Genomic DNA, 25,157 nt, shown 5'->3' with positions numbered 1-25,157 from the left:
GCGCCATGGAGGTCTCCCTCGAGGTGGCGGCGGTCGACGATGTCGCGGACCGGCTCGCCGCGACCGGCTACCTCTGCGACCCCGAGCTGGCGACGGTGGCGTTCCTGGCGCTGCGGATGGGGCGCCCGCTGCTGCTCGAGGGCGAGCCGGGCACCGGCAAGACCGCGCTCGCGGAGGCGCTGGCGGAGTCGCTGGGCCTGCCGCTCCTGCGGCTCCAGTGCTACGAGGGGATCGACGCCAGCCAGGCGCTCTACGACTGGGACTTCCCGCGGCAGGTGCTCCACCTGCGCGCGCTGGAGGCGGCCGGCGGAGCGGGCGAGGGTGGTGTCGAAGCGGCCGAGAGGAGCCTGTACGACGAGCGCTTCCTCCTCGCCCGCCCGGTGCTGGCCGCGCTGCAGCGGAGCCCGGCGGTGCTCCTGGTCGACGAGGTCGACCGGGCCGACGACGAGTTCGAGGCGTTCCTGCTCGAGGTCCTCTCGACCTACCAGGTCACGATCCCGGAGCTCGGGACGGTGCGGGCGGCGACCCCGCCGGTCGTCGTGCTGACCTCCAACCGGACCCGCGAGCTGCACGACGCGCTGAAGCGCCGCTGTCTCTACCACTGGATCGACCACCCCACGCTCGAGCGCGAGGTCGAGATCGTCAGGTCGCGGGCGCCCGAGGTGTCCGCGGCGCTGGCCCGTCAGGTGGTGCAGGTCGTCCAGCGGCTGCGCGAGGACGTCGGGCTGATGAAGCCGCCGGGCGTCGCCGAGACGCTGGACTGGGCCCGCGCGCTCCGGCACCTGGGGGCGGCCGAGCTGGACCTGGCGACGGCCGCGGCGACCCTGGGCGCCCTGGTGAAGTACCGCGAGGACGCCGACCGGGTCCGCGCCGCGCTCGACCGGGTGCTGGCGCCGTGACCGCCACGGCCCCCACCCCGGCGGCCCCCGTCGCGGCGCGCGAGGCGGACGAGGTGCTCCTCGGCTTCGCCCGCGCGCTCCGGGCCGCCGGCGTGGCGGTGACCCACGACCGGGCACGGGAGTACCTCGCGGCCGTCGCCGTGCTCGGCCTCTCCGAGGAGGGGACCCGCGCCGCCGGCCGCGCGACCCTCTGCTCCGGGCCCGACGACCTGGTCCGCCACGACCAGGTCTTCGCCGCCTACTTCGACCACCGCACCGGCCTGCCGCGGCCCCGGCCGCGACCGGCCACCACGACCGTGCGGAGCACGCTCCCGGCGGCCGACGCACCCGGCACGGGCAACGAGGGCGACGGGCCCGAGGAGGAGCGGGACGTGCTCCAGGCAGCGGCCAGCGACGTCGAGCAGCTGCGGCACCGGGACGTGGCCGCGCTGTCGGCCGCGGAGCGGGCGCGGCTGGCGCGGATGTTCGCGACGTTGCGCCCCCGGCCGCCGTACCGACGCAGCGCCCGGCACCGGGCGTGGCGCCGCGGGGAGGTCGACGCGGCTCGGACGGTCCGGGCCAGCCTGCGCCGGATGGGCGAGCCGGCCGCGGTCGTGCACCGGCGCCGGACGTCGCGGCCCCGGCGGGTGGTGCTGCTCGTCGACGTGTCCGGCTCGATGAGCGGGTACGCCGACGCCCTGCTGCGGCTGGCGCACCGGATGACCCAGGCGATGCCGGCCACGGTGGAGACCTTCTCGCTCGGCACGCGCCTGACCCCGCTCACCCGCCCGATGCGGGTCCGGGACGCCGAGCGTGCCCTGGCCGCTGCGGGTGAGGCGGTGCCGGACTGGTCGGGCGGCACCCGGCTCGGGGAGAACCTGCAGGCCTTCCTCGACCGCTGGGGCCGCCGCGGCACGGCCCGCGGAGCGGTCGTGGTCGTCTTCAGCGACGGCTGGGAGCGCGGTGACACCGCCGTGCTCGCCGAGCAGGTCGAGCGGCTCTCCCGGGTGGCCCACCGGGTGGTGTGGGTCAACCCGCACCGCGGCAAGGCCGGGTACGAGCCCGTGCAGCGGGGCGTGGTCGCGGTGCTCCCGCACGTCGACGACTTCCTCGCCGGCCACTCGCTGGCCACGTTCGCGGAGGTGGTGGAGGTGGTGGCCCGTGCGTGAGGTGCTGTCGGAGCTGCTCGCCTGGTGGGAGGCGGGGGAGGAGGTCGGCGTCGGCACGGTGGTGGCGACGTTCCGGTCCGCGCCCCGCCCGCCGGGCGCCTCGATGCTGGTGGGACCCGACGGGTCGGCGGTCGGGTCGGTCTCCGGCGGCTGCGTCGAGGGTGCGGTCTACGAGCTGGCGCAGTCGGTCGTCGGCTCCGGCGAGCCGGTGCTCGAGCGGTACGGCGTGTCCGACGACGACGCCTTCGCGGTCGGGCTGACCTGCGGCGGGATCCTCGACGTGTACGTCGAGAAGGTCTCGCGCGCCACCTTCCCCGAGCTGGGCGAGGTGGCGGCGGACGTCGAGGCGGGCCGGCCGGTGGCCGTGGCGACCGTGGTCGAGCACCCGGAGCCGGGCTGGGTCGGTCGGCGGGTCGTGCTCCGTCCCGGCGAGGAGCCGAGCCGCTCGCTGGGGTCGGACCGGGTGGACGCCGCGGTCCGCGACGACGCCCTCGGGCTGCTGGTGGCCGGCCACAGCGGGACGCTCGGCTACGGCCCCGACGGGGAGCGCCGTGGCGAGGGCATGCGGGTCTTCGTGTGGGCCTTCGCCCCGCGGCCGCGGATGCTGGTCTTCGGGGCCATCGACTTCGCGGCGGCGGTCGCCCGGATCGGCTCGTTCCTCGGCTACCGGGTCACCGTCTGCGACGCCCGCCCGGTCTTCGCGACCGCGAGCCGGTTCCCGGAGGCCGACGAGGTCGTCGTGGACTGGCCGCACCGCTATCTCACGGCCGAGGACGAGGCCGGCCGCATCGATGCCCGGACCGTCCTCGCCGTGCTCACCCACGACCCGAAGTTCGACGTGCCGCTGCTCGAGGTCGCGCTGCGCCTGCCCGAGGTCGCCTACGTCGGCGCGATGGGGTCGCGGCGTACCCACGAGGACCGGCTGGCGCGGCTGCGGGAGGCCGGCCTCACCGAGACCGAGCTCGCCGGGCTGCGCAGCCCGATCGGCCTCGACCTGGGCGCCCGGACGCCGGAGGAGACCGCGGTCAGCATCGCCGCGGAGATCATCGCCGGGCGGTGGGGCGGCAGCGGCGGGCCGCTGGCCAGCACCGAGGGGCGCATCCACCGGTGAGGGCGGCTGTCCTCGTCCTCACGGTGCTGGCCGCCCTGGTCTCGTGCAGCGACGAGCCCGCTGCCGGTCCGCCGTCCGCCGGCCCCGCGGCCACGCCGACGGCCACCCCGACGACCACCCCGACGACCACCCCGACCTCCACGCCGACGACCACGCCGACCGTCGGACCGGCCGAGGTGCTGCCGCCGGTGCGCCACCGGCTGTCGCTCCCCGCGCTGATGCGCGAGGAGGTCCGGGCGGGTCGCGTCCGACGTACCCAGCCGCTCGCCGAGACCGAGCGGTGGCGCAGCTGGGCGGTCACCTACTCCGTCGACGGCGCCACGGTGTCCGGAGAGCTGCTCGTGCCGCGGGGGCGAGGACCGTTCCCGGCGGTGGTGCTCAACCACGGGTACATCGACCCCGCGATCTACACGCTCGGCCGGGGGCTCTCGCGGGAGCAGGAGTGGCTGGCGTCGAACGGCTTCGTCGTGCTGCACACCGACTACCGCGGCCACGCCGGCTCCGACCCGGTGAGCGACGTGGGCCGCGAGACGCGGCTGGTCTACACCCGCGACGCGATCGGCGCCGTCAAGGCGCTGGAGCGGGAGCCGTACGTCGACGGCGACCGGCTCGCCATGCTCGGCCGGTCGATGGGCGGCGGGGTCACCTACAACGCGCTGGTCGCCGAGCCGGGCCTCGTCGACGCCGCCGTGGTCTTCGCCTCGGTCAGCTCACGGTTCGTCGACAACCTGCGGCAGTTCACCGAGCCGAACCGGCCGGACGGCGCTCGGGCGTTCTACGACCGGTTCGGCACGCCGTCCGAGTCCCCGGCGTTCTACCGCGGCCTGTCGTCGCGGGCCTACTTCGACCGGATCACCGAGCCGGTCCTCCTGCTCCACGGCACCGCCGACGACACCTGCCCGATCGCCTGGTCGCGGGAGACCCATCGGCTGATGGAGGAGGCCGGCGTCGACGCGCAGCTGCAGGTCTACGAGGGCGAGGGCCACGCCTTCGGGCCCCGCTTCGCGGACTCGATGCGCCGGACGGTGCGGTTCCTGCGGCGCCAGCTCGACCTGTGATCGGGGTCACGGCGTGGTGCTAACGTCCGTGGCGGAGGTCCGCGATGACACCTGACCTGGAGACCCGGCGCCACGAGGCGGTGCGCGCCTGGACGTCGTTCGTCGAGCACGGCGACACCGCTGCCGCCGTACGCCCCGAGATCCTCAGCAGCTGGGCCAGGTCGGCCGCGGTGGGCACCGACGTGACCGAGGCGCCGCTCGCCGACGAGTCGGAGACCGCCAGCCGGTGGCGCGACTCGCCGCTCCAGGTGGCGGTCGAGCGGGTCGAGGCCGAGCTGCGGCGCACCGCCGAGGACGGCGACCTCGTCGTCGCGGTCACCGACCCCGACACCCGCATCCTGTGGACGTACGGCGGGCGCGTCATGCGCCGCAAGGCCGAGACGGTGAACTTCGTGGCCGGCGGCCGGTGGGACGACCGCTCCGTGGGCACCAACGCCCTCGACCTGGCGAACCGGTTGGGCACGCCCTCGATGGTCTTCAGCGCCGAGCACTACGCACCGATCGTCCACAACTGGGTCTGCTGGGCCGCCCCGGTGCACGACCCGGTGAGCGGGGCGCAGCTCGGCGTCATCGACCTGTCGACCACCTGGGAGCGCACCCACCCCATCGGCCTGGCGACGGCGCGGGTGATGGCGCGGCTCATCGAGTCGGCGATGCCCCGCTCCCGCACGCACGGCGGCCGGGAGGAGACCGGTGACCCGGGCCTGGTCATGACCCTGCTCGGCACCGCCGAGACCCGCCTCGACGGCCAGCGGCTGCTGCTCAACCGGCGCCAGACCGAGATCCTCGCCCTACTCGCGATGCACCCCGAGGGGCTCTCGCTCGACCAGCTGCACGCGCTCGTCTACGGCGACCAGGCCGTCACCTTCTCGACCCTCAAGGCCGAGGTGTCCCACCTGCGCGCAGCCCTCGGCGGGCAGCTCTCGTCACGGCCCTACCGCCTGCTCATGCCGGTCGCGACCGACGTCGACCACGTCCTCGCGCTGCTGCGCCGCGGCGACGTCGCGGCCGCGGTCGACGCCTACCGTGGCGACCTGCTGCCCGGCACCAACAGCCCCGCCCTGCACGAGCTCGCCGAGTACGTCGCCGTCGCGCTGCGGGAGGCGCTCCTCGCCGACCCGCAGCCCGACGCCGTGGTCCGCTACAGCGAGCTGGCGCCGTACGACGCCGAGGTGCTCGAGGTCTGCCTCGCCCGGCTCGCGGGCACGCCGCACCCGGCCGTCCCGCTGCTCAAGGGCCGGCTCGCGGTCGCCCACGCCGGCTGAGGCGGACGCGGAGGAGCGCTCAGGTCAGCCGGCTGAACGCCTCCACCTTGGCGCGCGGCCCGGAGACGATGATCTGGTCGCCCGCACGCAGCACCGTCTCCGGCGTCGCGTAGGTGAACTCGCCGGCGCCGGCCTTCACGCCCACGACGGTGACGCCGTACTGCGCCCGGACGCCGTAGCCGGCGAGGCTCCGGTTGACCAGCCCGGGCGGCGGTGCGGTCTTCGCGAACGCGTAGCCGTCGTCGAACTCGATGTACTCCACCATCCCGCCGCGCACCAGGTGCGCGACCCGGCGGCCCATGTCGTGCTCGGGGCGGACGACGTGGTGGACGCCCACCTGGGTGAGGATCCGGGCGTGGGCGGAGCTGATCGCCTTCGCCCACACGTCCCGGACGCCCAGGCTCAGCGCGACCGAGGCGGTGAGGATGCTCGACTCGAGGTCGTTGCCGACGCCGACGACCACCACGTCGAGCTCGGCGATCCCGAGCTGGCGCATCGCGTCCTCGTCGGTGGTGTCGGCCTCCACGACGTGGGTCAGCCGCCCCGCCAGCGACTGCACGATCCGGCCGTCGGAGTCGACGCCGAGCACCTCGACGTCGTCGGCGGCCAGCTCGAGCGCGAGGGAGCGGCCGAAACGGCCGAGGCCGAGGACGGCCACTCCGCTGAGATTCTTCCTAGCCAATGATCGGCCGTCCTTCCGGGAGGCGGTGCAACGAGGGGCGTTCGCGGAGCGCCAACGCCGAGACCAGGGTGACCGGCCCGAGCCGGCCGAGGAACATCAAGACGATGAGGACGACCTGCCCGGAGTCGGGGAGGGCGGCGGTGATCCCCGTGGACAGGCCGACGGTCGCGAAGGCCGAGACCGACTCGAAGAGCACCGCCCGCGTCGGCTCGTCGCTCACCTCGAGCAGCGCGAGCGTCCCGGCGACCACGGCGGCGACGCCCAGCAGGGCGACCGTCAGCGCCTGGCGGACGGCCCGTTCGCCGATCCGGCGCTCGAAGGCCTCCACCTCCGGCTCGCCCCGCACCTCGGCCCAGATGACGAAGAGCAGCAGGACGAAGGTCGTCACCTTGATGCCACCGGCGGTGCCGGCCGCGCCGCCGCCGATGAACATCAGGATCTCGGTGCCGAGGAGCGTGCCCTCGCGGACCTGGCCGTAGTCGATGGCGTTGAAGCCGGCGGTGCGCGGCATGACCGAGTGGAAGAAGCCGACGAGCAGCCGGTCGGGACGCTCGTAGGCCCCCAGGGTGGCGGGGTTGCTCCACTCGTTCGCGGTGACGAAGACGGTGCCGAGGACCAGGAGGACGACGGTGGCCCACAGGGTCATCCGGGTGTGCATGCTCCACTTCCGCGAGCGGCCGAGGTGGCGCCGGAGCTCGATCCACACCGGGAAGCCGAGGCCGCCGGCGATGACGGCGAAGGCGATGGGCAGGCAGATCCACGGGTCGGTGGCGAACTGCGTGAGGCTGTCGCTCCACAGGGCGAAGCCGGCGTTGTTGAACGCCGACACCGCGTGGAAGACGCCGAGGTACGCCGCACGCGGCCACGCCTCGTCGTACCCGAGGGCGAAGCGGAGGGTCAGTGCGACGGCCGTGACGGCCTCGAAGGCGAGGCTCGTGACGACGACCCCGCGGACCACCGAGCGCACCTCGCCGAGCCCGACGGCCTTGGTCTCCGTGGCGGCGATCATCCGCGAGCGGAGCCCGAGCCGCCGCCACACGAGGATGCCGAGCAGCGAGGCGAACGTCATGATGCCCAGCCCGCCGAGCTGGATCATCCCGAGGATCACCCACTCCCCGAACGTCGACCAGTGACCGGCGGTGTCGACGACGGCCAGCCCGGTGACGCACACGGCCGAGGTCGCGGTGAAGGCGGCGGTGAGCAGGGACGTCGGCTCCCCCTCCTCGCTCGACACGGGCAGCGCGAGCAGCGCCGTGCCGATCGCGATGGCGACGGCGAAGCCGATGACGACGAGGCGGGCGGGGTGCCAGTTGATCAACCGCCTGCGCTTGTCGAACGCCGGCGCAGGTCGTGGTGCGCGTCGCATCGGCCTCCCTCCTCGTGCGTGCGGGTCGCGGGCACGCTAGTCCTGTGCTGCGGGCGGGCCGCAGTCGGACCCGGTCATGCCTACGCTGGCCCGGTGCGGAGCCGTGAGACCGACGACCTGGTCGAGGCGGTCGTGCGGCCGGCGCTCCCGGTCGAGCTGTTCGGCCCCGACGCGGAGGCCGCGGAGGCGGCGGAGGCACCGGCTGGCACCCCCGGCACGTCGACCGGTCCGCTCGGCCCCGGCAGCGTGCTCTGGTGCGCCGGGTACCGCGACCTGCAGGCGGGCTACCCGCGGCTGCCGCAGGCGCACGACCAGGAGGAGCACGGCGACGGGAGCTGCGTCGACGTGATGATCGAGGTCGACGCCGACGGTCGGCTGAGCCGCGCCGACGTCGAGACGCTGTCGGTCGGCGCCACCTTCGCCGAGCTGGGGGACCGGGTTCGAGCGGCTCGCGCGGACGCGCTCCTCGGCGCCGACGCGCGCACCGCGCTGCCCCTCCTGGCCGAGCTGCTGCGCGACCTCTTCGCCATGGCCCGCGCCGACTGACCACGCTACCTCCACCGCTCTCCGGCCGACCAACGAACGGCCAACCGTCGGAGTCCTAGCGTGAGCCGGGTCACATCCCGCCACTGGGACGCCACTGCGACGCCACTAGGGAGAGCCATGGTCCGGATCAACCTCACCGTGGACGGCTCGTCGGTCTCCGACGACGTCGAGCCACGCATGCTGCTGGTGCACTACCTGCGCGAGAAGCTCGGCAAGACGGGAACGGTCGTCGGTTGCGACACCAGCAACTGCGGCGCCTGCACCGTCCACCTCGACGGCACGAGCGTGAAGTCGTGCAACGTCCTGGCCGTGCAGGCCGACGGCGCGGACGTCGCCACCGTCGAGGGGCTGGCCACCGACGGCAGGCTGCACCCGGTGCAGGAGGCCTTCCGTGAGTGCCACGGGCTGCAGTGCGGCTTCTGCACGCCGGGGATGATCATGCAGAGCATCGCCCTGCTGGAGGAGAACCCGGACCCCACCGAGGACGAGATCCGGCAGGGGCTCGAGGGCAACCTCTGCCGCTGCACGGGCTACCACAACATCGTCAAGGCCGTGCAGCGCGCGGCGGCCACGAGCCCGGCAGGGGCGGCGCAGTGACGGCCACCGAGGCCCGGCCCGACGCCGAGGCGCCCGAGAAGGAGATCGGCAAGGACCGCCGTCGCAAGGAGGACCAGCGGCTGATCACCGGCCGCACGCGCTGGACCGACAACATCCAGCTCCCCGGCATGCTGCACCTGGCGATGGTGCGCAGCCCCTTCGCACACGCCCGGATCACCAGCATCGACACCGCGGAGGCCAAGCGCAGCACGAACGTCGTCGACGTCGTCACCGGCCAGGACCTCGCCGAGACGCAGGGCACCCTGATCAACGCCTGGCCGATCACGCCCGACCAGGTGACCCCCACCCACCTGCCGGTCGCGATCGACCGGGTCGCCTTCGCCGGCGAGATCGTCGCGGTGGTGGTCGCCCGCAGCGCGGCGGAGGCAAGGGACGCGGCCGAGCTCGTCGACGTCGAGTACGACGAGCTGCCGGCCGCGCTCGACCTGAAGGAGGCCGCGGCCGCGGACGCCGACAACGGGGGAGCGTTGGCCCACCCCGACCTCGGCACCAACAAGTCGGCGTACTGGGTCTTCGACTCCGGTGAGGCCGGCACCGGCGGCGACGTCGACGAGGCGATCGCGAAGGCGCGAGCGGACGGCATCGTGCTGGAGCGGGAGTACCGCCAGCAGCGGCTCATCCCGGCCTTCATGGAGCCGCGGTCGACGGTGGTGGACCCGACGGGCGAGCAGCTGACGGTCTGGTCGGCGACGCAGATCCCGCACATCCTCCGGTTCGCGCTCGCGGCGACGACCGGCATCCCCGAGTCCAAGCTGCGGGTCATCGCGCCCGACGTCGGCGGCGGCTTCGGCGGCAAGCTGCAGACGACCCCCGAGGAGTGGATCACCGTCGCGCTCGCCCGGCGGACCGGCAAGCCGGTGAAGTACACCGAGACCCGCAGCGAGTCGCTGATGGCGGCCCACCACGGCCGCGACCAGTGGCAGAAGCTGACCCTGTCGGCGGAGAAGGACGGCACCGTCACGGGCCTCAAGGTCGAGCTCCTCGCCGACCTCGGGGCCTACATCTCGCTGGTCGGCGGCGGGGTGCCCGTGCTGGGCGCCTTCATGTTCAACGCGATCTACAAGTTCCCGGCCTACCACTTCGCCGTCCAGACGGTGCTGACCAACAAGACCTGGACCGACGCCTACCGCGGCGCCGGCCGGCCCGAGGCCACCTTCGCCATCGAGCGGCTGATGGACGAGCTCGCGGCCGAGGTCGGCGTCGACCCGCTGGAGATCCGGGAGAAGAACTGGATCACCCACGAGGAGTTCCCGTTCACCACGGTGGCCGGGCTGGAGTACGACTCGGGCAACTACGAGAAGGCCACGGCCCACGCCAAGGACCTCTTCGGGTACGACGAGCTGCGGGCCGAGCAGCGCCGCCGGCGCGAGTCGGGCGACCCGGTCCAGCTCGGCATCGGCGTCTCGACCTTCACCGAGATGTGCGGGCTGGCGCCGTCGCGGGTGCTGGGCCAGCTCGACTACGGCGCCGGCGGCTGGGAGCACGCCAGCGTCCGCATGCTCGCCACCGGCAAGGTCGAGGTCGTCACCGGGGCCAGCGGCCACGGCCAGGGCCACGAGACGGCGTTCAGCCAGATCGTCGCCGACCGGCTCGGCGTGCCGTTCGAGGACGTCGAGGTGCTCCACGGCGACACCCAGGTCGCGCCCAAGGGCCTCGACACCTACGGCTCCCGCTCGCTCGTCGTCGGTGGCGAGGCCCTGGTCAAGGCCACCGACAAGGTCGTCGAGAAGGCCAAGGACGTGGCCGCCCACCTGCTCGAGGCCTCCGCCGAGGACCTGGAGTTCGCCGGGGGCCGGTTCACCGTCCGCGGCACCGACCAGGGGGTCGCGATCCAGGAGATCGCCACGGCGGTCTTCGCCGCGCACAACCTGCCGGACGGGATGGAGCCGTCGCTCGACTCCGACGCCACCTACGACCCCGTGAACTTCAACTACCCGCACGGCACGCACCTGTGCGCGATGGAGGTCGACACCGAGACCGGCGCGCTGCGGATGCGGAAGTACACCTGCGTCGACGACATCGGGAACGTGATCAACCCGCTGATCGTCTCCGGCCAGGTCCACGGCGGGCTGGTGCAGGGCATCGCCCAGGCGCTGTGGGAGGAGGCGGTGTACGACGACTCCGGGACGCTGGTCTCGGGATCGTTCACCGACTACCTGCTGCCGACCGCCGCGGACACCATCAGCTTCGAGGTCGACCACACGACGACCCCGTCGCTGACGAACACGCTCGGCACGAAGGGCGTCGGCGAGGCCGGGACCATCGCCTCCACCCCTGCGGTGGTGAACGCGGTGGTCGACGCCCTGCGCCACCTCGGCATCCACGACGTCCGCATGCCGTGCACTCCCGAGCGGGTCTGGCGCGCCATCCAGGACGCCGGCTCCGGCACGGAGCCCACCACCGGTGCGGCTGCCCCGCACTTCGACGCGTCGACGGGCATGGAAGGCACCGTCGACCGCACCACAGGAGGCGACCGATGATCCCCGCGCAGTTCGACTACGTCGCGCCCACCACCGTCGAGGAGGCGCTGGCCGCGCTCTCCGAGCACGGCGACGAGGCCAAGATCCTCGCCGGCGGGCAGAGCCTGCTGCCGGTGCTGCGGATGCGGCTGAACGCACCCGAGATGGTCATCGACCTCGGCCGGATCCCGTCCCTGCGCGGGGTCCGCGACGCCGGTGACGCGATCGTCGTCGGCGCGATGACGCCGCACTCCGTGGTCGGCTCGGACCCGCTGGTCGCAGAGCACGCCGGCCTGGTCGCCGAGGCGGTCGAGCACCTGGCCGACGCCCAGATCCGCCACCGGGGCACCTTCGGCGGTGCGCTGGCCCATGCCGACCCCGCCGGCGACCTCGGGGCGCCGGCCCTGGCCCTCGGTGCCCGGTTCGTCGTCCAGGGCCCGAGCGGGACCCGGACGGTCGAGGCGGAGGACTTCTTCGTCGGGCTCTTCGAGACCGCCATCGGGGAGGACGAGATCCTCACCGAGGTGCACCTGCCCAAGCACACCGGCTGGGGCAGCCACTACGAGAAGTTCGTGCGGGTGGCCCACCAGTGGCCGATCGTGGCCGTGGCGGCCGCGCTGCGCATCGAGGGCCCGCCCGACGACAGGGTGATCGCCGACGCCCGGATCGGGCTCACGAACATGGGCAGCACCCCGCTGCGCGCCAGGGCGGTGGAGGAGGCCCTGCGCGGCCGGCCCGCCACGGAGGACGCGGTGCGCGCCGCCGCCGCACGGGCCGCGGAGGGCGCCGACCCGCCCTCGGACCTCAACGGTGACGCCGACTACCGCCGGCACCTGGCGACGGTCCTGACCCGCCGGGCCGTGCTGGCCGCGGCAGGGTCGGCGGCCGGGAGCGGCGGCTGATGGACCTCCGTCACGAGTTCACCGTCCCCACGGGCGTCGCGGAGGCGTGGGACCACTTCAACGACATCGCGTCCGTGGCCGAGTGCTTCCCCGGCGCGACCGTGACCTCGGTCGAGGACGACTCCTTCACCGGCACGGTCAAGGTCAAGCTGGGCCCGATCGCGTTGGTCTACGGCGGCTCGGGGACCTTCGTGGAGAAGGACGAGGCGGCCCACCGGTTCGTCGTCGAGGCGAAGGGCAAGGACAAGCGCGGCAACGGCACGGCCGGGGCCACGGTCACGCTGACCATGGCGGACAGCGGCGGGTCCACCGACGTGGTCGTGGTGACCGACCTGTCGATCACCGGCAAGCCGGCGCAGTTCGGCCGGGGCGTGATGCAGGACGTCTCCGACAAGCTGCTCGGCCAGTTCGTGGCCTGCCTGGAGCAGCGGCTGACCGGCCCCTCCGAGCCGGCCGGCCAGGGGGCGGCGCCGGCCGGTGACCTCGCCGGCACGGTGGCGGCCTCGGGGGCCGACGACTCCGTGGCCGCCGACGAGGTCGCGCCCGTCGTCGCCACGACGGGCAACCCGCCGCCGGCACCAGCGTCGGGAGGAGGCCCGGGAGCAGGCCCGGGAGCAGGCCCGGGAGCAGGCCCGGGAGCAGGCTCTGGCGGACGCGCCGACGACGCCCTCGACATGGGCGCCGCCGTGCTGCCGGTGCTGCTCAGGAGCTACGGCAAGCAGGCCGGTGCCGGGCTCCTGGTCGTGCTGCTGCTCCTGGTGCTCAGGAGACGGCGTTCTCGCTGACGTGGGGTGCCGGTCGCGCGGCGTCGACGGGGTGCTCGGGCACGTGGACCCCGTTGACGCCGGGCGGCAGCCGGCGCTCGACGCGCAGCACGGCGTGTGCGGCGACGGCGAGGCAGCCGAGGACCAGCGACGCGACGTACACCTCGCCCAGTGAGTGGCCGATGAGGTAGCCGGCGACCGCCGGCGCGACCACCTGGGCCAGCTGGAAGGAGCCCGAGCTGAGCGCGTTGTAGCGGCCACGGAGGTGGTCGGGCGCGAGGTCGTTGACCAGCGCCGGGATGGTCGGCTGCAGCAGCGTCTCGCCGAGCCCGAAGACGGACGCGCACGCCGCCACGAGGAGGGTCGCGCCGAGGGTGCCGGCCACCAGCCCGGAGGCGCCGAGCAGCAGCCACGCCACCGCCCACAGCAACGCCATCACCACGATCACGCGGGTCCGACGGCGACCCTCGATCCGGCCGAGCACCGCCAGCTGGAGCACCACGATCACCAGGGTGTTGGCGGCGAAGGCGAACCCGAGCCCCTCGGTGGAGACCTCGCCCACCGCGCGGGCGTACGCCGGCATGCCGGCGTTGAGCTGGGCGTACCCCACGAACGACGCGCAGAAGCCCAGTGCCATGAGCGAGGCCACCGCCGGGCGGCGCAGCACGGCCAGGTAGGACGCCCGGTCCTCGGTGGCCGTGGCGTCCGGCACGGGTCGACCGGCGACGTGGCGCAACGGCACGAGGAGGAGGAACAGCGCCGGGAGGTAGCTCGCCGCGTCGCCGAGGTAGATCGCCTGGAAGGTGACCAGCCGGTCGACGTCGACCACGAGGCCACCGATGACCCCGCCGAGCCCGATGCCGAGGTTGAGCAGCGTGAAGTTCACGCCGAAGTACCGCTGGCGCAACGCCCGGGGCACGACCGCCGCGATGAGGCTCTGGCTGGCCGGCCAGGAGACCCCGAGCGCCACGCCGGACATCGAGAGGGCGACGGCCGCGGCCGCGGGCGTCGCGGCCAACGAGAGCACCACGTTCCCCACCACGAGGAGTCCCAGCGCTCCGATGAGGATCCGGCGGGCGCCGAGGCGGTCGATGGCGGCGCCGGTCGGCCCGACGGCGAGGAATCCCATGAGCGGGGGCACTGCGAGCAGCAGGCCGACGTCGCTCAGCGGGAAGTCCCGGACCTCGTTGAGGTAGACGACGTGGAAGGGGAGCACCAGGCCGGTCCCGAGGAACTGCAGGACGACGACCGAGAGCAGCAGCCGCCCCTCGCGGGGGAGGTCGCTCCAGAACGAGGCGAGGGTCAGGCGGGTCGGCGAGGTGGTGTCGTGCGGGGTGCTCATCAGGGCGGGAAGTCTTCCACCGACCCGCTCGAGGTCAGAACACGCCGAACGGCCGGAACTGCACCGAGATCCGCGGCCCGGCGGAGGCGACCTTCGGCACCGCGTGCTCCCAGGTGCGCTGGCAGGACCCGCCCATGACGACGAGGTCGCCGTGGCCCATCTCGATCTGGATCGCGCGGCCGCCGGACCGGGGCCGCAGGTGCAGCCGGCGCGGGTCGCCGACCGACACGATGGCGACCATGGTGTCGCGGCTGGAGCCACGACCGATGGTGTCGCCGTGCCACGCCACGCTGTCGCGGCCGTCGCGGTAGTAGCAGCAGCCGGCCGTCCGGAACGGCTCGCCGAGCTCGGGGAGGTAGTGCGCGCTCAGCGCCTCCCGGGCGTCGGTGAGCGCCGGGTGGGGGAGCTCCTCACCGGCCAGGTAGGTGTGCAGCAGCCGCGGCACGTCGACGACCCGGTCGTACATCTGCCGCCGGTCGCGGCGCCACGGCACGGAGGACACCAGCGTCGCGAAGACGTCGTCGGGGACGGGCAGCCAGGACCGGCGTACGTCGACCCAGGCGCCGTGGCTGAGCGGGTGCCGCTCGGCTCCCCGCAGGTCGGCCACCAGCGCTCGCCGGCGGCCCTGCGGTCGGTCGCCGGCCGCCTGCCCGGGCTCCTCCGTGGCGAAGAGGGAGGTCTGGAAGTCCACCCGCCGCAGGCTATCGAACAGGTGTTCGAGGCGCAAGGGTGTCTGCGGGTTCTCCGAATCCCAGGACAGCGGTGGTCTGGTCCGCCTACGCTCCGTGGCGTGGACGAGGTGCTGGTGTCGGACGGACGTGCGTTGAAGCACGTCCAAGTGCGCGAGTACGTGCGTTCCCTGGTCAACGGGAGCGCTCCCGGATCGCCCGCTCCCTCGGAGCGCGAGCTGGTCCATCGGTTCGGTGTCGCGCGGATGACCGTCCGTCAGGCGATGGACGCCCTCGTGGTGGAGGGGCTGCTCGAGCGGATCCCCGGGCGCGGCACCTTCGTCGCGCGGCCGCGACGCAGCGCCAGCCGGATCACCGGCTACACCGAGGAGATGAACCGGCGTGGCCTGCTCGCCGAGTCCTCGACGTTGCTGGCCCGCCGGGAGCAGGCCGGCCCGGGTGTCGCGCGGGCGCTGAACCTGTCCGAGGGCGACGCGGTCATCCACTGGCGACGGCTCCGGCGCGCCGACGCCATCCCGATGTGTCTCGAGGACGCCTACCTCAACGAGGTGCTGCTCCCCGGCTTCCTGCAGAGCGGCATGCCGACCAGCCTCTACGAGGCCCTGGAGATCCGCGGCCTGCGCCCCACCTGGGCCGAGGACTCCATCGCCGCCGACCAGGCGACCGCGGAGGAGGCCAAGCTGCTCGACGTCGAGCAGGGAGCGCCGGTGCTGCGGCACTCGCGCCGTGCGATCGCCGGTGAGAAGGTCGTCGAGGTCTCCCGCACCGTCTACCGCGCGGACCGGTTCACGCTCTGGGTGCAGCTCGGGCACGAGGGCTGACGGCCCCCGTCCGGCTCGCCGCTCACAGGCTCCCCAGCGGGGCGATCGCCTCGCCCGACTCCTCGCAGACCCAGACCGGGTCGGGGCCGCCCAGGTCGGGCTGGATGTAGAGGGCGTGCTCGGGCTTGCCCTGGCAGCCCAGGCACAGCGGCCAGCGTCCGACGGTCTCGAAGAGCGCGTCCTGGACGTCCTGGGCGACCAGCCCGGCGACGTACTCCTCTCCCTGCGGCCACTGCTCGGCCCACCACTGGCGCGAGGAGCAGGCGTCCTCAAGGACGGACACGGCCGCGGCCGTCGCGTGCCCGCGGGCCTGCAGGTCCGCCAGGACCCGGGCCCGGGCGTCGAAGAGCAGCGCGTTGTCCACAGGCCCATGGTTGCGCGCGTTTCAAGGCCGTCCCCCGGCGGGCAGTCGCAGGGCCCCGGCCGCGACGGGTGGTCGGTGCTGGCGGAGAGGGACGGTGAGGTGCGGGATGGACGGGATCACGGCTGACTGGGACGACCTGAGGCGGCTGCCCCTGCTGCTCGACGAGGCGGCCGGGCAGGCCGCGGACGTGACGGCGTACGCCGTGCGCTGGGTGGCGCGGCGCGAGGGGTTCGAGCCGAGCCCCGTGTGCCTGCTGCGACCGCTCGCCGAGGCCATGGAGGTGGTCCGGTGGGCCTTCGAGGAGGCGGGGCGGGCGGCGGTCGGCGAGCTGGCCGAGCTCCGGACGGGCATCGAAGTCGCCGCCCGAGAGCTCGAGGCGGCGGACCGTCGCGCGGCGGACCACTGCCCCGAGGTCGGCTGATGCTGGCCGTGGAGCTCGTCGTCCCGGACCTGCGGGCGCCCGAGCCCGGTGGGCGCGAGCTGCGCCACGACGCCACGTTCGGCGCGTGGGACGCCTCGCTGTCGGCGTTGCGCGACGTGGTCAACACCGGCATCCGGGTCCTGAACCAGGCCGGTGCCGGCCTCACGCTGCTCCCGGAGGGATCGCTCGAGGAGCTGCTGGTCCACCCGGTGAGCGGCGACTACGGCGCCATCCGGCGCAACGCCCACGCCTGCCACCGGGTCGCCGACGCGCTGGAGACCTGGACCGGCAACCTCACCGGGCTCTGCGTGGCCGTGCTGCCGGCGTGGCGGGGCCTCGCGGGGGCGGCGTTCCTCGCCCGGCTCCAGGCCCAGGCGGTGACCGCCCGGGTGGTGGCCGAGGGGGTGCGCCGGGGATCGATCCTCTTCGAGGAGATCGCCGACGCCTCGGAGCGCCTGGGCGTGCGGGTCGAGGAGCTCGTCGTCGAGCTGGGCAAGGCGCTCGGTCGGCTCGCGTGCCGGCTGCTCGCCCGGGCCGGCGGGCCGGCGGGGTGGGCCGCCCTCGCCGGCGAGGTGGCTCTGCACGGCCTCGAGGTGGTGACCGACCTCGTCGACGACGTACGGCGCGTGCTCGGGCTCGTGGAGGACCTGCGGGCCCTCCACCGCACGGTCTCCGCGTGGGCGGAGCTGCAGCGCGGCCGCCTCGGCTCCTTCGCCGACCTGGCGGCGGCGTGACCGAGGTCGACGCGACCCTCCGTGCCGCCCTGGCGGCGGCCTGCGCGGGGGACGCCCCGGCGCAGCTGCGCGAGGTCGCGGAGGCGGTCGCGGCCGGCCGGACCACGTGGCAGGAGGTGTGGGAGCGGCCGGGGCCGCTGCTGGTGGGCAGGGTCCTCGCCGACCTCGCCCGTCGCTGGGCACCCCCGGCCTAGCATCGGCGCATGCGGGTGACAGCGGCGTGATCCTGGTCGACCCACCGAACGCCCCCGGGCACGGCCGGCTGTGGTCCCACCTGGCCAGCGACGCCTCCTTCGCGGAGCTGCACGCCTTCGCCCGCGGTCTCGGCATCCCGGAGCGGGGCTTCGACCGCGACCACTACGACGTACCGGCCGAGTGGTACGACCGCGTGGTCGAGGCGGGCGCCCAGCCCGTCAGCTCCCGCGAGCTCGTCGCCCGGCTGGTCGTCGCCGGGCTGCGCCGGCGCAAGCGCGGCGCCACCCGTCTCACCGACAGTGCCGTCGGCGGGGGCGGAGGACCAGCCGCTATCGTCGCGTCGGTGAGCGCACCCCACCCGAGCTACGACCAGCTGGTCGGCATGCCGGCCTACGTCGAGCAGCCGGTCCCCATCGCCTTCGAGGACGCCAACGGCCACCTCAACGTCCGCCACTACACGGGCATCGCGAGCGAGGGCCTCGACGAGTCGCTGGTCGAGCTCGGGATCCCCCAGAACTGGCCGGTCCAGGGGCACGCCTGCTTCTCCGCCGAGCACCACCTGGTCTACCTCGCCGAGCTCCGCACCGGCGACATGCTCTCGGCCCGGGTCCGGATGCTCGGTCGCTCCGAGCGGGCCGCCCACGCCCTGGTGTACCTGCTCGACGACACCCACCAGCGGCTGAGCTACGTGATGGAGGAGATCTTCCTCCACGTCGACCTCGGGACCCGGCGCACGGCGCCCTGGCCGGCGGAGGTCGCCGCCGGGCTGGACGCGCGGATCGCCGAGGACGGGCGCCTGCCGTGGGAGCCCGACGTGTCGGGCTCGCTGGCGCTGCGCTGAGCCGGCTCGGGGGCGGTCAGCCGCCGGCGATGGTCAGCTCCGCGAGCTCCCGCTCGAGGTTGGCCCGCGCCGGAGCCTCCCACTGCGCCCGCGCCCAGGCGGTGTGGAACAGGTGCTCCTTCTCGGCCAGGGCTCGCAGCACCTGGGCGCGGCCCTTCCGGAAGAGCTCGTCCGGGAGGTGGGCGAACTCGCGGCGCACGGAGGCGACGTACTCCCGGTAGCGCTCGTCGGGGGCCGCGAGGATCGCGAGGTCGGCGTCGGAGAGGGCGCTGCCGTTCGCGTCGCCGTCCTCGGGGCGGTGGGTCTCGGTCAGCCGCACCAGTCGCGCCACCTCCGCCACGACGTCGGGCGGCACCAGCCCCTCCAGGGCGTCCTCGGCCCACACGGCCGAGCGCTCCTCGGCGTCGCGCTCGCCGTCGTACACGCCGTCGTGGAACCACGCCGCCAGCAGCACCGGCACGCGGTCGTACGCCGCGCCCCGCTCGGCGAGCTCGGCGAGACGCGCCAGGACCTCCGCCAGGTGACGGGTGTCGTGGTAGTCGCGGCCCGGCGCGGCGTACGCGGCCGCGAGCCGGTCGCGCAGCTCCTCACCGGTCGGGAGGGGCCAGGAGGCGAGTGGGAGGGCCACCGCCCCAGTGTGGCGGAAGCAGTACGGTGCCGGCCATGCCTGCCAGCAACGAAGCCGTCCGCGCCGTCGTCGAGCGGTACGTCGCCCTGGTCGCGACGGGGACCGCCAAGCAGATCAGCGAGCTCTACGCCGACGGGGCCACCGTCGAGGACCCGGTGGGCAGCGAGGTGCTGACGACGCGGGAGCAGATCGAGGCGTTCTACGCGACGCTCGAGCCGCCGGAGCAGGAGACCCGCCTCGTGGCGGCGCGGGTCGTGGCCGGCGAGGCGGTCTTCCACTTCGAGGTGCGCACGAAGGCGGGCGACCAGACCTACGTGCTCGCGCCGTTCGACGTGATGACCTTCGACGACGATGCCCGGATCACGAGCATGCGGGCCTACTGGAGCGACACCGACATGACGGTGGCCTGACCCGGCCGCCCGCCGTTCAGACGGCGCACTGGACGGTCTCGGCCGGCGCGTGCGGCAGCGTGATGGCGTCCACCCACCGCTCCCGGCCGGCGACCACGGACCACGGGCCGCTCGTCACGCTCTCGAACCGGCACCAGCTGACGCCGGCCATCCAGCCACCGCCGGACGGGTTGACGACCACCTGGAGGCCGCTCTGCGTCGGGACCTGGCCGTCGAGGGTGAAGCTGCCGTCGGTCCGGGTGGCGGTCTCGTCGAGCCGCCGGCCGGCCTGGTCCAGGAGCAGCACCTGCGCGCCGACCATCGGCGTCTCGCCGTCGGCCTCGTCGACGACGACGCCGCTGACCCACGCCCCGCGCTTGGTCCACCGGAAGGTGCTGGCCAGGTCCGCCCGGCCGCTCTTCACCGCCGCGCCGCTGACGTCGCCGCTGCGGGCGAACCAGCTGCCCACACCCGGTGCGACCATCCGGTAGCGGCCCGGGAAGAGGTTCGGGAAGGAGACCTCGCCACGGCGGGCCCGTACGGTCCAGAACTGTCCGCTGGCCTTGCTCACGACGGTGACGTGGAAGCTTCCGCCCATGGGGGAGCCGTCGGCCTTCCGCAGCTGGACCAGCAGGCTGCCGCCCCGCTTGGTGAGCGCGATCGGCACGTTCGCCGCCTTGCCGAGGGCGAGGCCGGGCACCCAGGTGGACCTGCCGACGTAGGCCTCGCCGCGGTCGTAGGTGAAGACGGAGTAGCTGCCGGCCGGGAGGCCGGCGACGGCGAACCGGCCCTTGCGGTCGGCCTTGACCTCGAAGGACTGCTCGTGGGTGTTCGCGGCCACCACTCGGGCGCCCGAGGCGGGGCGCCCGCCCGCCCGGACCGTGCCGGTGATGGCCGCACCGCGCCGCATCCGGACGTCTCGCTGCACCACCTGGCCGGAGCGCACGGTCACCGACACGTCACTGGGTGCGTACTTCGTGACGTCGTAGGCGGGGCGGAGGTCGACGAACTGGAGGTGGTAGGTGCCGGGAGGGAGCGAGAGCGAGTAGATGGTGCCGTCGAGCCGGCGCTGGCCGAGGTAGCCCCAGTCCTCGTCGAACCAGAGCATCTTCGTCCGCAGCTTGCCGTCCTGGGTCCCGATGACCTGGCCGACGGCCTTGCCGTGGGCTGCCTGCGCCGGCGCGGCGGGGACCGTCACGGCCGACAGGGCGACGCCCAGGACGAGGAGCGAGGACAGGAGTGCCCGCAGCGTCGTCAGGCGCAGCCGCGCCGAGGTGCGGGCAGAAGTGGTCCCCATGCTGTCGATGGTAGGAACCCCGGTGCCCGGCGTGCTCAAGAACGGCGCAGGCTTGCCTCAAGACGCGGACCGGTCATCGCCCAGCGGATCGTGCCGACCGCGAGGGTGCCCAGCGCCCGGACGACGGTCCGCTCCGAGAGGGGGAACCACGGGAGCACCAGGTGTCGCCGGGTCCAGGTCGGCATCAGGCCGATGGCGGCGGCGACCAGCACGCCGTACGGCCCCCGGGCCGGCAGGGGGAGCGGCGGCCGGAGGAGCAGGTAGCGCACCGCCTCGCGCGCCTCCGGCGTGCCGCGCAGCTCGGGGCGGTAGGCCGCCAGCGCCTCGCGCAGCTCCGCCTCGGTCGTCGGCGGGTCCAGCACGCCGAGCCGGCGGGCGACCTCGGCGGTCTGGGCGACGTACTCGTCGCGGCCCGCCTGGTCCAGCGGCTCCGCGCCGTACGTGGTGTGGGCCAGCAGGAAGCTGTCGACCTCCGCCACGTGCACCCAGCCGAGCAGGTGCGGGTCGCTCGCGGCGTACGGCGACCCGTCGGGCATCGTCCCGGTGACCCGCTCGTGGATGCGGCGGACCGCGTCGATGGCCTGCTGGGCGTCCGCGGCCGTGCCGAACGTCGTGACCGCGAGGAAGGTGCTGGTCCGCGCGAGCCGGCCCCACATGTCGCCGCGGAAGCCGGAGTGCTCGGAGACCGCTCGCATCGCGGCCGGGTGCAGGGTCTGCAGGAGCAGGGCGCGGATCCCGCCGACGAACATCGCGGCGTCGCCGTGCACGCGCGCGATGGCGCTGTCGGACGCGAACCAGCGCGGGCCCTCGGTGAGGTGGATCCGGTCGCGCTGCCGCGGTCCGTCGGGCCCGGCCACGCGCAGGAAGAGCGCCTCGCCGAGCCGCTCGCGCACCGTGGTCACGTCATCGAGCCTACGAGCGCGCTCCTACCGGTCCCCTCGTCCGCCCCGCGCCTCACAGGCCCAGGGCGTCGGCCTCGCGCTCGACCAGCGCGAGCCAGAGCTCGTCGGCAGGGTCGAGCCCGCCGACGAAGTGGCCGTTGAGCTCGAGGGTCAGCAGCCCGACGAGCCGGCCGAAGGCCCCGGTCAGCAGCAGCATCGCCGAGGGGTCGACGGCGAGGTCGAGTGCGGCGGCGGTCGCCTCCAGCTGGCTGCCCAGGCGCCCGCGCGGGGCGGGGCCGGGCGGGGTGACGTGGCCGACCACCGGACCGCAGAGCGCCCGGACGACACGGGCGGCCGGGGCCACGGTGTCCTGCGGGGCGACGTAGCCGGGGATCGCGGAGCCGTAGACGAGCGCCCAGCGGTGCGGCTCGGACCGCGCCCAGTCGCGCAGGGCCCGGCATCCGTCGACGAACCGCCGGCGCGCGCCCCGTCGTGGGTGGTCGGTGGCGCTCTCGACCGCCGCCGCCAGGTCCTCGTACGCGTCGACGATGAGGGCGGTGAGGAGCTCGTCGCGGCTGCCGTAGTAGCGGTAGATGGCGCTGGAGACGATGCCCAGGTCCCGGGCGATCGCCCTCAGGGAGATCGTCGTCGCGCCGGAGTCGGCGAGCTGCGCGAGCGCGAGCGACTTGATCCGACCGAGGGTCTCGGCGCGCGCGATCGCGCGCGGCGTGGGAGGTCTGGACATGTCGGCAGCATCGCACACAGATGTGAGCGGTGCTCTTGCTTTGCGTCCGCGTGCCGTGCCATGGTCCCCGCAACAGAGAGCACCGCTCACACTACGGAGGCATTCATGGACAGCACGACATCGACCCGCAGCACCGCCACGGCGGTCGCCCTGGCCGTCGCCGGAGCGGCGCTGGCGACGTACCCGGCACTGCGCCCCTACGGCCCCGAGTCCGGTCTCGAGGGGGCGGCCGACCTCGGCTCCGGCGCCTGGGTCGCGGCCCACGTGCTCGGCATGGTCGGCTTCGTCGCCCTCGCCGTGGCACTGCGGGTCGCCGCGGTGGCGGCACCGTGGCGCTGGACGGGCCAACCGGTGCGGCAGGCCGAGACCCGCGCCTGGCTGGCCGTCAGCCTCCTGCTGCCCTACTACGGCGCGGAGGCGTACGGCCTGAACGCCGTGGGGCGGCACGCCCTCGAGACCGGCGACGTCGGGCTCCTCGAGGTGGCCGACTCCTTCCGCTACGCGCCGTTCGAGATCGGCAGCTTCAGCCTCGGCCTGCTGGCGCTGCTGATGGTGGGCGGGCGGCTCGCGCACGGCATGTGGCGCACGGGCCCGGTCGGCCGCGTCGGGGGCCTGCTCGCCGGGCTCGGCCTGGCGACGTACCTGCCGCAGTTCTTCGGGACGCCCGGGCTGCGCGTGCTCCACGGACTGGTCCTCGGCACCGGCCTGCTGCTGATGGCGGTGGCGACGTGGCGCGCACCCAGGGGCGGGCGGTCGGCCGGGCAGCGGCCGGGCGGGTCGCGGTCGGCGGGGGAGCCGGGCGACCGCCCGGTGGGAGCGCTCAGTCGCCCTTGACGTTGACGACCTGGCGCAGCACGTGGCGGACCTCCACGAGGTCCGCCGCGTCGGCCATCACCTGGTCGATGTCCTTGTACGCCGCAGGGATCTCGTCCAGGAAGGCCTCGGTGTCGCGGTACTCGATGCCGGCCATCGCCTCCCGCAGCTGCTCGAGGCTGAAGGTCTTGCGCGCGCGGCTCCGGGAGAAGTTCCGCCCTGCGCCGTGCGGCGCCGAGTGGAGCGAGTCGGCGTTGCCCCGGCCCACCACGACGTACGACGCCGTGCCCATCGAGCCCGGGATGAGGCCCGGCCGTCCGGCCTCGGCGTTGATCGCACCCTTGCGGGAGAGCCAGACGTCCTCGCCGAAGTGGTGCTCGGGCTCGGTGTAGTTGTGGTGGCAGTTGATCTCCTCGCGCCGCTCGACCGGCTCGCCGGTCCAGGCCTGGAGTTCGGCCACCACCCGGTCCATCATCTCCTCGCGGTTGAGCAGGGCGTAGTGCTGGGCCCACCGCATCTCGCGGAGGTAGGTGTCGAACTGCGTCGTGCCCTCCGCCAGCCACGCCAGGTCGCGGTGGGGGAGGTCGATCCCTTCGCGTTCGCACCGCTTCCGAGCGATTGCCACGTGCTGCTGGGCGATCTTGTTGCCGACTCCGCGCGAGCCGGAGTGGAGGAAGAGCCAGACCCGGTCCTCCTCGTCGAGGCTCACCTCGATGAAGTGATTCCCGGACCCGAGCGTGCCCAGCTGCAGCTCCCAGTGCTTGCTGTAGGTCGCGGGGTCGAAGCCCGCCTCCTGGGCGGCGCGCCGCAGCACGCCGAGCCGCTCGCGGGTGTGGTCCCTGGTCACCGCGTCGTTGCGCGCGCCGGCCGAGAGCGGCACCGCGCGCTCGATGCCCTCCCGCAGCCGGCGTCGGTCCCGGGGCAGGTCGTCGGCGCCGTGCTGGGTCCGCACGGCGATCATCCCGCAGCCGATGTCGACACCCACCGCGGCCGGCATGATCGCGCCCTTGGTGGGGATGACCGAGCCGACCGTCGCACCGAGGCCGAGGTGGGCGTCGGGCATCAGGGCCAGGTGCGGGTGGATGAACGGCATGGACGCCGTGGTCACGGCCTGGGCGCGCGTGCCCTCCTCGAGCACCGAGGCCCAGCTGAGCAGGGTGGGGGTGATCCGTTCCACCGCGCCCCCGTACCCGGTTTCCGCCCACCGCTGCCCGGGCACCGGCGACGGGTGAGGACACGGGAGATCGGCAACGACCACGTCGGCCGCGAGACGGTCGGCGCCATCGGCCTGGGGCTGATGACCTTCGACCAGTCCGGCACCCAGCCGCGCGAGCAGCTGCTCGACACGGTGCGGGCGGCGCTCGACGCCGGGGTGACCCTCTTCGACACCGCCGACGCCTACGGTCCGGGCGAGGAGCGGGGGGCGGCCGCCCAGGGGGAGAACGAGCGGCTGGTGGCCGGGCTGATCGACGAGCTCGGGGTGCGGGACCGGGTGCTGCTGGCCACCAAGGGCGGCCACGTCCGCACCGACGGCGGCGGCTGGGACACCGACAGCTCGCCGGAGCACCTCCGTCGCGCCGTCGACGCCAGCCTGCAGCGCCTCGGTGTCGAGCAGATCGCGCTCTGGCAGCACCACCGGCCCTCCCCGAAGGTTCCCTACGAGGACGTCATCGCCACGATGAAGGAGATCGCGGAGAGCGGGAAGGTGCGGATGGTCGGCCTCTCCAACGCCGACCCCGGCCAGATCCGGGCGGCGCACGCCGTGCTCGGGGAGGCGTTGGTGAGCGTGCAGAACCAGTTCTCCCCGGCGTTCCGCTCCAGCCGGCCGGAGATCGACGTCTGCGCGGAGCTCGGGCTCGCCTTCCTCCCGTGGAGCCCGCTCGGCGGCCTCGGTGATGCCAAGTCGTTGGCCGAGAAGCACCCGGCCTTCGCCGAGGTCGCCGCCGACCGTGGCGTCAGCGCGCAGCAGGTCGCGCTCGCCTGGGAGCTCGCGCAGTCCCAGGTCGTCATCCCGATCCCGGGCGCCAAGCGTCCGCAGTCGATCACGGACTCCGCGGCCGCCGCCGACCTCGACCTCACCGAGGAGGAGCTGGCCCGGCTCGACGCCGACTGAGCAGGCGGCCGGGCCGCCGGCGTGGCGGCCGGGCCGCCGGCGTGGCGGCCGGGCCGCCGGCGTGGC

Annotated in this window: 28 protein-coding genes; 18 read left to right on the top strand and 10 right to left on the bottom strand. The window is 74.3% G+C overall.

The window, feature by feature from the left end; all coding sequences use genetic code 11:
- Window positions 1-5: 5 nt before the first annotated feature.
- The 5 genes from ACSMHG_RS14420 to ACSMHG_RS14400 are packed head-to-tail and all read left to right on the top strand — an operon-like array spanning window position 6 to window position 5,481.
- Window positions 6-899: an AAA family ATPase gene (locus tag ACSMHG_RS14420; protein ID WP_435746291.1), complete on the top strand. Its 894-nt coding sequence runs from the start codon at window positions 6-8 to the stop codon at window positions 897-899.
- A complete protein-coding gene (locus ACSMHG_RS14415; protein ID WP_435746289.1) occupies window positions 896-2,047 on the top strand; it encodes a vWA domain-containing protein in 1,152 nt (383 codons plus the stop codon). The genes ACSMHG_RS14420 and ACSMHG_RS14415 overlap by 4 nt, the downstream gene beginning before the upstream one ends.
- A complete protein-coding gene (locus ACSMHG_RS14410) occupies window positions 2,040-3,158 on the top strand; it encodes an XdhC family protein (protein ID WP_435746287.1) in 1,119 nt (372 codons plus the stop codon). Before ACSMHG_RS14415 ends, ACSMHG_RS14410 begins: the two co-directional genes overlap by 8 nt.
- On the top strand, window positions 3,155-4,216 hold the full coding sequence (locus ACSMHG_RS14405) for an alpha/beta hydrolase family protein (protein WP_435746285.1): 1,062 nt from the start codon (window positions 3,155-3,157) through the stop codon (window positions 4,214-4,216). The genes ACSMHG_RS14410 and ACSMHG_RS14405 overlap by 4 nt, the downstream gene beginning before the upstream one ends.
- Window positions 4,217-4,260: 44 nt before the next feature.
- The gene (locus ACSMHG_RS14400; protein WP_435746283.1) at window positions 4,261-5,481 is read left to right on the top strand and encodes a transcriptional regulator; all 1,221 of its coding nucleotides are present in this window, start codon (window positions 4,261-4,263) and stop codon (window positions 5,479-5,481) included.
- Between the two features lie 19 nt (window positions 5,482-5,500).
- On the opposite strand, the gene ACSMHG_RS14395 is transcribed toward ACSMHG_RS14400, so the two are convergent.
- Together ACSMHG_RS14395 and ACSMHG_RS14390 are read right to left on the bottom strand one after the other, a co-directional pair.
- Complete coding sequence (locus ACSMHG_RS14395; protein ID WP_435746281.1) at window positions 5,501-6,139, bottom strand: potassium channel family protein; 639 nt, start codon at window positions 6,137-6,139, stop codon at window positions 5,501-5,503.
- A 16-nt stretch (window positions 6,140-6,155) separates the two neighbouring features.
- Window positions 6,156-7,529, bottom strand: coding sequence for a TrkH family potassium uptake protein (locus tag ACSMHG_RS14390; protein WP_435746279.1), 1,374 nt, complete (start codon window positions 7,527-7,529; stop codon window positions 6,156-6,158).
- A gap of 93 nt (window positions 7,530-7,622) precedes the next feature.
- Between ACSMHG_RS14390 and ACSMHG_RS14385 the strand changes: the two genes are divergently transcribed.
- The 5 genes from ACSMHG_RS14385 to ACSMHG_RS14365 all read left to right on the top strand — a co-directional run bounded on the left by ACSMHG_RS14385 (window position 7,623) and on the right by ACSMHG_RS14365 (window position 12,839).
- Window positions 7,623-8,075, top strand: a complete 453-nt coding sequence (locus ACSMHG_RS14385; RefSeq protein ID WP_435746277.1) for a hypothetical protein — start codon at window positions 7,623-7,625, stop codon at window positions 8,073-8,075.
- Window positions 8,076-8,192: 117 nt separating this feature from the next.
- Window positions 8,193-8,672 (top strand): (2Fe-2S)-binding protein, encoded by a 480-nt coding sequence (locus ACSMHG_RS14380; RefSeq protein WP_435746275.1) that lies wholly within the window; start codon window positions 8,193-8,195, stop codon window positions 8,670-8,672.
- Window positions 8,669-11,173, top strand: coding sequence for a xanthine dehydrogenase family protein molybdopterin-binding subunit (locus tag ACSMHG_RS14375; RefSeq protein ID WP_435746273.1), 2,505 nt, complete (start codon window positions 8,669-8,671; stop codon window positions 11,171-11,173). Before ACSMHG_RS14380 ends, ACSMHG_RS14375 begins: the two co-directional genes overlap by 4 nt.
- Window positions 11,170-12,054, top strand: a complete 885-nt coding sequence (locus ACSMHG_RS14370) for an FAD binding domain-containing protein (RefSeq protein ID WP_435746271.1) — start codon at window positions 11,170-11,172, stop codon at window positions 12,052-12,054. Before ACSMHG_RS14375 ends, ACSMHG_RS14370 begins: the two co-directional genes overlap by 4 nt.
- Entirely contained in the window at window positions 12,054-12,839 is a 786-nt protein-coding gene (locus ACSMHG_RS14365; RefSeq protein WP_435746269.1) for an SRPBCC family protein, read from the top strand. Before ACSMHG_RS14370 ends, ACSMHG_RS14365 begins: the two co-directional genes overlap by 1 nt.
- Here the strand turns inward: ACSMHG_RS14365 and ACSMHG_RS14360 are convergent.
- Window positions 12,817-14,160, bottom strand: a complete 1,344-nt coding sequence (locus tag ACSMHG_RS14360) for an MFS transporter (RefSeq protein WP_435746267.1) — start codon at window positions 14,158-14,160, stop codon at window positions 12,817-12,819. The two genes, ACSMHG_RS14365 and ACSMHG_RS14360, sit on opposite strands and share 23 nt — an antisense overlap.
- A 34-nt stretch (window positions 14,161-14,194) precedes the next feature.
- Complete coding sequence (locus ACSMHG_RS14355; RefSeq protein ID WP_435746265.1) at window positions 14,195-14,851, bottom strand: alpha-ketoglutarate-dependent dioxygenase AlkB; 657 nt, start codon at window positions 14,849-14,851, stop codon at window positions 14,195-14,197.
- 99 nt (window positions 14,852-14,950) lie between these two features.
- Between ACSMHG_RS14355 and ACSMHG_RS14350 the strand changes: the two genes are divergently transcribed.
- Entirely contained in the window at window positions 14,951-15,670 is a 720-nt protein-coding gene (locus tag ACSMHG_RS14350; RefSeq protein ID WP_435746263.1) for a GntR family transcriptional regulator, read from the top strand.
- A gap of 22 nt (window positions 15,671-15,692) precedes the next feature.
- On the opposite strand, the gene ACSMHG_RS14345 is transcribed toward ACSMHG_RS14350, so the two are convergent.
- Window positions 15,693-16,034 carry a DUF8819 family protein gene (locus ACSMHG_RS14345; protein WP_435746261.1) on the bottom strand — a complete coding sequence of 114 codons (342 nt, stop codon included), beginning with the start codon at window positions 16,032-16,034 and terminating at the stop codon, window positions 15,693-15,695.
- 106 nt (window positions 16,035-16,140) lie between these two features.
- On the opposite strand from ACSMHG_RS14345, the gene ACSMHG_RS14340 reads away from it, so the two are divergent.
- The 4 genes from ACSMHG_RS14340 to ACSMHG_RS14325 are packed head-to-tail and all read left to right on the top strand — an operon-like array spanning window position 16,141 to window position 18,225.
- Complete coding sequence (locus ACSMHG_RS14340) at window positions 16,141-16,455, top strand: hypothetical protein (RefSeq protein ID WP_435746259.1); 315 nt, start codon at window positions 16,141-16,143, stop codon at window positions 16,453-16,455.
- Window positions 16,455-17,189 (top strand): hypothetical protein, encoded by a 735-nt coding sequence (locus ACSMHG_RS14335; RefSeq protein ID WP_435746257.1) that lies wholly within the window; start codon window positions 16,455-16,457, stop codon window positions 17,187-17,189. Before ACSMHG_RS14340 ends, ACSMHG_RS14335 begins: the two co-directional genes overlap by 1 nt.
- Window positions 17,186-17,383, top strand: a complete 198-nt coding sequence (locus ACSMHG_RS14330; protein ID WP_435746255.1) for a hypothetical protein — start codon at window positions 17,186-17,188, stop codon at window positions 17,381-17,383. Before ACSMHG_RS14335 ends, ACSMHG_RS14330 begins: the two co-directional genes overlap by 4 nt.
- A gap of 26 nt (window positions 17,384-17,409) precedes the next feature.
- Entirely contained in the window at window positions 17,410-18,225 is an 816-nt protein-coding gene (locus ACSMHG_RS14325) for a DUF4031 domain-containing protein (protein WP_435746253.1), read from the top strand.
- Window positions 18,226-18,241: 16 nt separating this feature from the next.
- Here ACSMHG_RS14325 and ACSMHG_RS14320 read toward each other — a convergent pair whose 3' ends face one another.
- The gene (locus ACSMHG_RS14320; protein WP_435746251.1) at window positions 18,242-18,853 is read right to left on the bottom strand and encodes an HD domain-containing protein; all 612 of its coding nucleotides are present in this window, start codon (window positions 18,851-18,853) and stop codon (window positions 18,242-18,244) included.
- Window positions 18,854-18,888: 35 nt separating this feature from the next.
- On the opposite strand from ACSMHG_RS14320, the gene ACSMHG_RS14315 reads away from it, so the two are divergent.
- Window positions 18,889-19,263, top strand: coding sequence for a nuclear transport factor 2 family protein (locus ACSMHG_RS14315; RefSeq protein ID WP_435746249.1), 375 nt, complete (start codon window positions 18,889-18,891; stop codon window positions 19,261-19,263).
- A gap of 16 nt (window positions 19,264-19,279) precedes the next feature.
- On the opposite strand, the gene ACSMHG_RS14310 is transcribed toward ACSMHG_RS14315, so the two are convergent.
- The 3 genes from ACSMHG_RS14310 to ACSMHG_RS14300 are packed head-to-tail and all read right to left on the bottom strand — an operon-like array spanning window position 19,280 to window position 22,165.
- Window positions 19,280-20,539 carry an MSCRAMM family protein gene (locus ACSMHG_RS14310; protein WP_435746247.1) on the bottom strand — a complete coding sequence of 420 codons (1,260 nt, stop codon included), beginning with the start codon at window positions 20,537-20,539 and terminating at the stop codon, window positions 19,280-19,282.
- 35 nt (window positions 20,540-20,574) lie between these two features.
- Window positions 20,575-21,441, bottom strand: a complete 867-nt coding sequence (locus ACSMHG_RS14305; protein WP_435746245.1) for an oxygenase MpaB family protein — start codon at window positions 21,439-21,441, stop codon at window positions 20,575-20,577.
- A 52-nt stretch (window positions 21,442-21,493) separates the two neighbouring features.
- Complete coding sequence (locus ACSMHG_RS14300; protein WP_435746243.1) at window positions 21,494-22,165, bottom strand: TetR/AcrR family transcriptional regulator; 672 nt, start codon at window positions 22,163-22,165, stop codon at window positions 21,494-21,496.
- A 105-nt stretch (window positions 22,166-22,270) separates the two neighbouring features.
- Here ACSMHG_RS14300 and ACSMHG_RS14295 point away from each other — a divergent pair, with 105 nt between their 5' ends.
- Window positions 22,271-22,999, top strand: a complete 729-nt coding sequence (locus tag ACSMHG_RS14295) for a hypothetical protein (RefSeq protein ID WP_435746241.1) — start codon at window positions 22,271-22,273, stop codon at window positions 22,997-22,999.
- Here the strand turns inward: ACSMHG_RS14295 and ACSMHG_RS14290 are convergent.
- A complete protein-coding gene (locus tag ACSMHG_RS14290) occupies window positions 22,986-24,155 on the bottom strand; it encodes an RtcB family protein (RefSeq protein ID WP_435746239.1) in 1,170 nt (389 codons plus the stop codon). The two genes, ACSMHG_RS14295 and ACSMHG_RS14290, sit on opposite strands and share 14 nt — an antisense overlap.
- 51 nt (window positions 24,156-24,206) lie before the next feature.
- On the opposite strand from ACSMHG_RS14290, the gene ACSMHG_RS14285 reads away from it, so the two are divergent.
- Window positions 24,207-25,091 carry an aldo/keto reductase gene (locus tag ACSMHG_RS14285; protein ID WP_435746237.1) on the top strand — a complete coding sequence of 295 codons (885 nt, stop codon included), beginning with the start codon at window positions 24,207-24,209 and terminating at the stop codon, window positions 25,089-25,091.
- The last annotated feature ends 66 nt before the right edge of the window (window positions 25,092-25,157 follow it).

This window comes from Nocardioides ureilyticus, assembly GCF_051280745.1.
GTDB lineage: Bacteria > Actinomycetota > Actinomycetes > Propionibacteriales > Nocardioidaceae > Nocardioides.
This window is presented reverse-complemented; position numbering and strand designations above follow the sequence as displayed.

Coding starts and splice junctions, on each gene's coding strand:
- ACSMHG_RS14420 (WP_435746291.1), top strand. CDS start 6: ATGGAGGTCTCCCTCGAGGTGGCGGCGGTCGACGATGTCGCGGACCGG.
- ACSMHG_RS14400 (WP_435746283.1), top strand. CDS start 4,261: ATGACACCTGACCTGGAGACCCGGCGCCACGAGGCGGTGCGCGCCTGG.
- ACSMHG_RS14390 (WP_435746279.1), bottom strand. CDS start 7,529: ATGCGACGCGCACCACGACCTGCGCCGGCGTTCGACAAGCGCAGGCGG.
- ACSMHG_RS14380 (WP_435746275.1), top strand. CDS start 8,193: ATGGTCCGGATCAACCTCACCGTGGACGGCTCGTCGGTCTCCGACGAC.
- ACSMHG_RS14370 (WP_435746271.1), top strand. CDS start 11,170: ATGATCCCCGCGCAGTTCGACTACGTCGCGCCCACCACCGTCGAGGAG.
- ACSMHG_RS14365 (WP_435746269.1), top strand. CDS start 12,054: ATGGACCTCCGTCACGAGTTCACCGTCCCCACGGGCGTCGCGGAGGCG.
- ACSMHG_RS14360 (WP_435746267.1), bottom strand. CDS start 14,160: ATGAGCACCCCGCACGACACCACCTCGCCGACCCGCCTGACCCTCGCC.
- ACSMHG_RS14340 (WP_435746259.1), top strand. CDS start 16,141: ATGGACGGGATCACGGCTGACTGGGACGACCTGAGGCGGCTGCCCCTG.
- ACSMHG_RS14335 (WP_435746257.1), top strand. CDS start 16,455: ATGCTGGCCGTGGAGCTCGTCGTCCCGGACCTGCGGGCGCCCGAGCCC.
- ACSMHG_RS14315 (WP_435746249.1), top strand. CDS start 18,889: ATGCCTGCCAGCAACGAAGCCGTCCGCGCCGTCGTCGAGCGGTACGTC.
- ACSMHG_RS14310 (WP_435746247.1), bottom strand. CDS start 20,539: ATGGGGACCACTTCTGCCCGCACCTCGGCGCGGCTGCGCCTGACGACG.
- ACSMHG_RS14300 (WP_435746243.1), bottom strand. CDS start 22,165: ATGTCCAGACCTCCCACGCCGCGCGCGATCGCGCGCGCCGAGACCCTC.
- ACSMHG_RS14295 (WP_435746241.1), top strand. CDS start 22,271: ATGGACAGCACGACATCGACCCGCAGCACCGCCACGGCGGTCGCCCTG.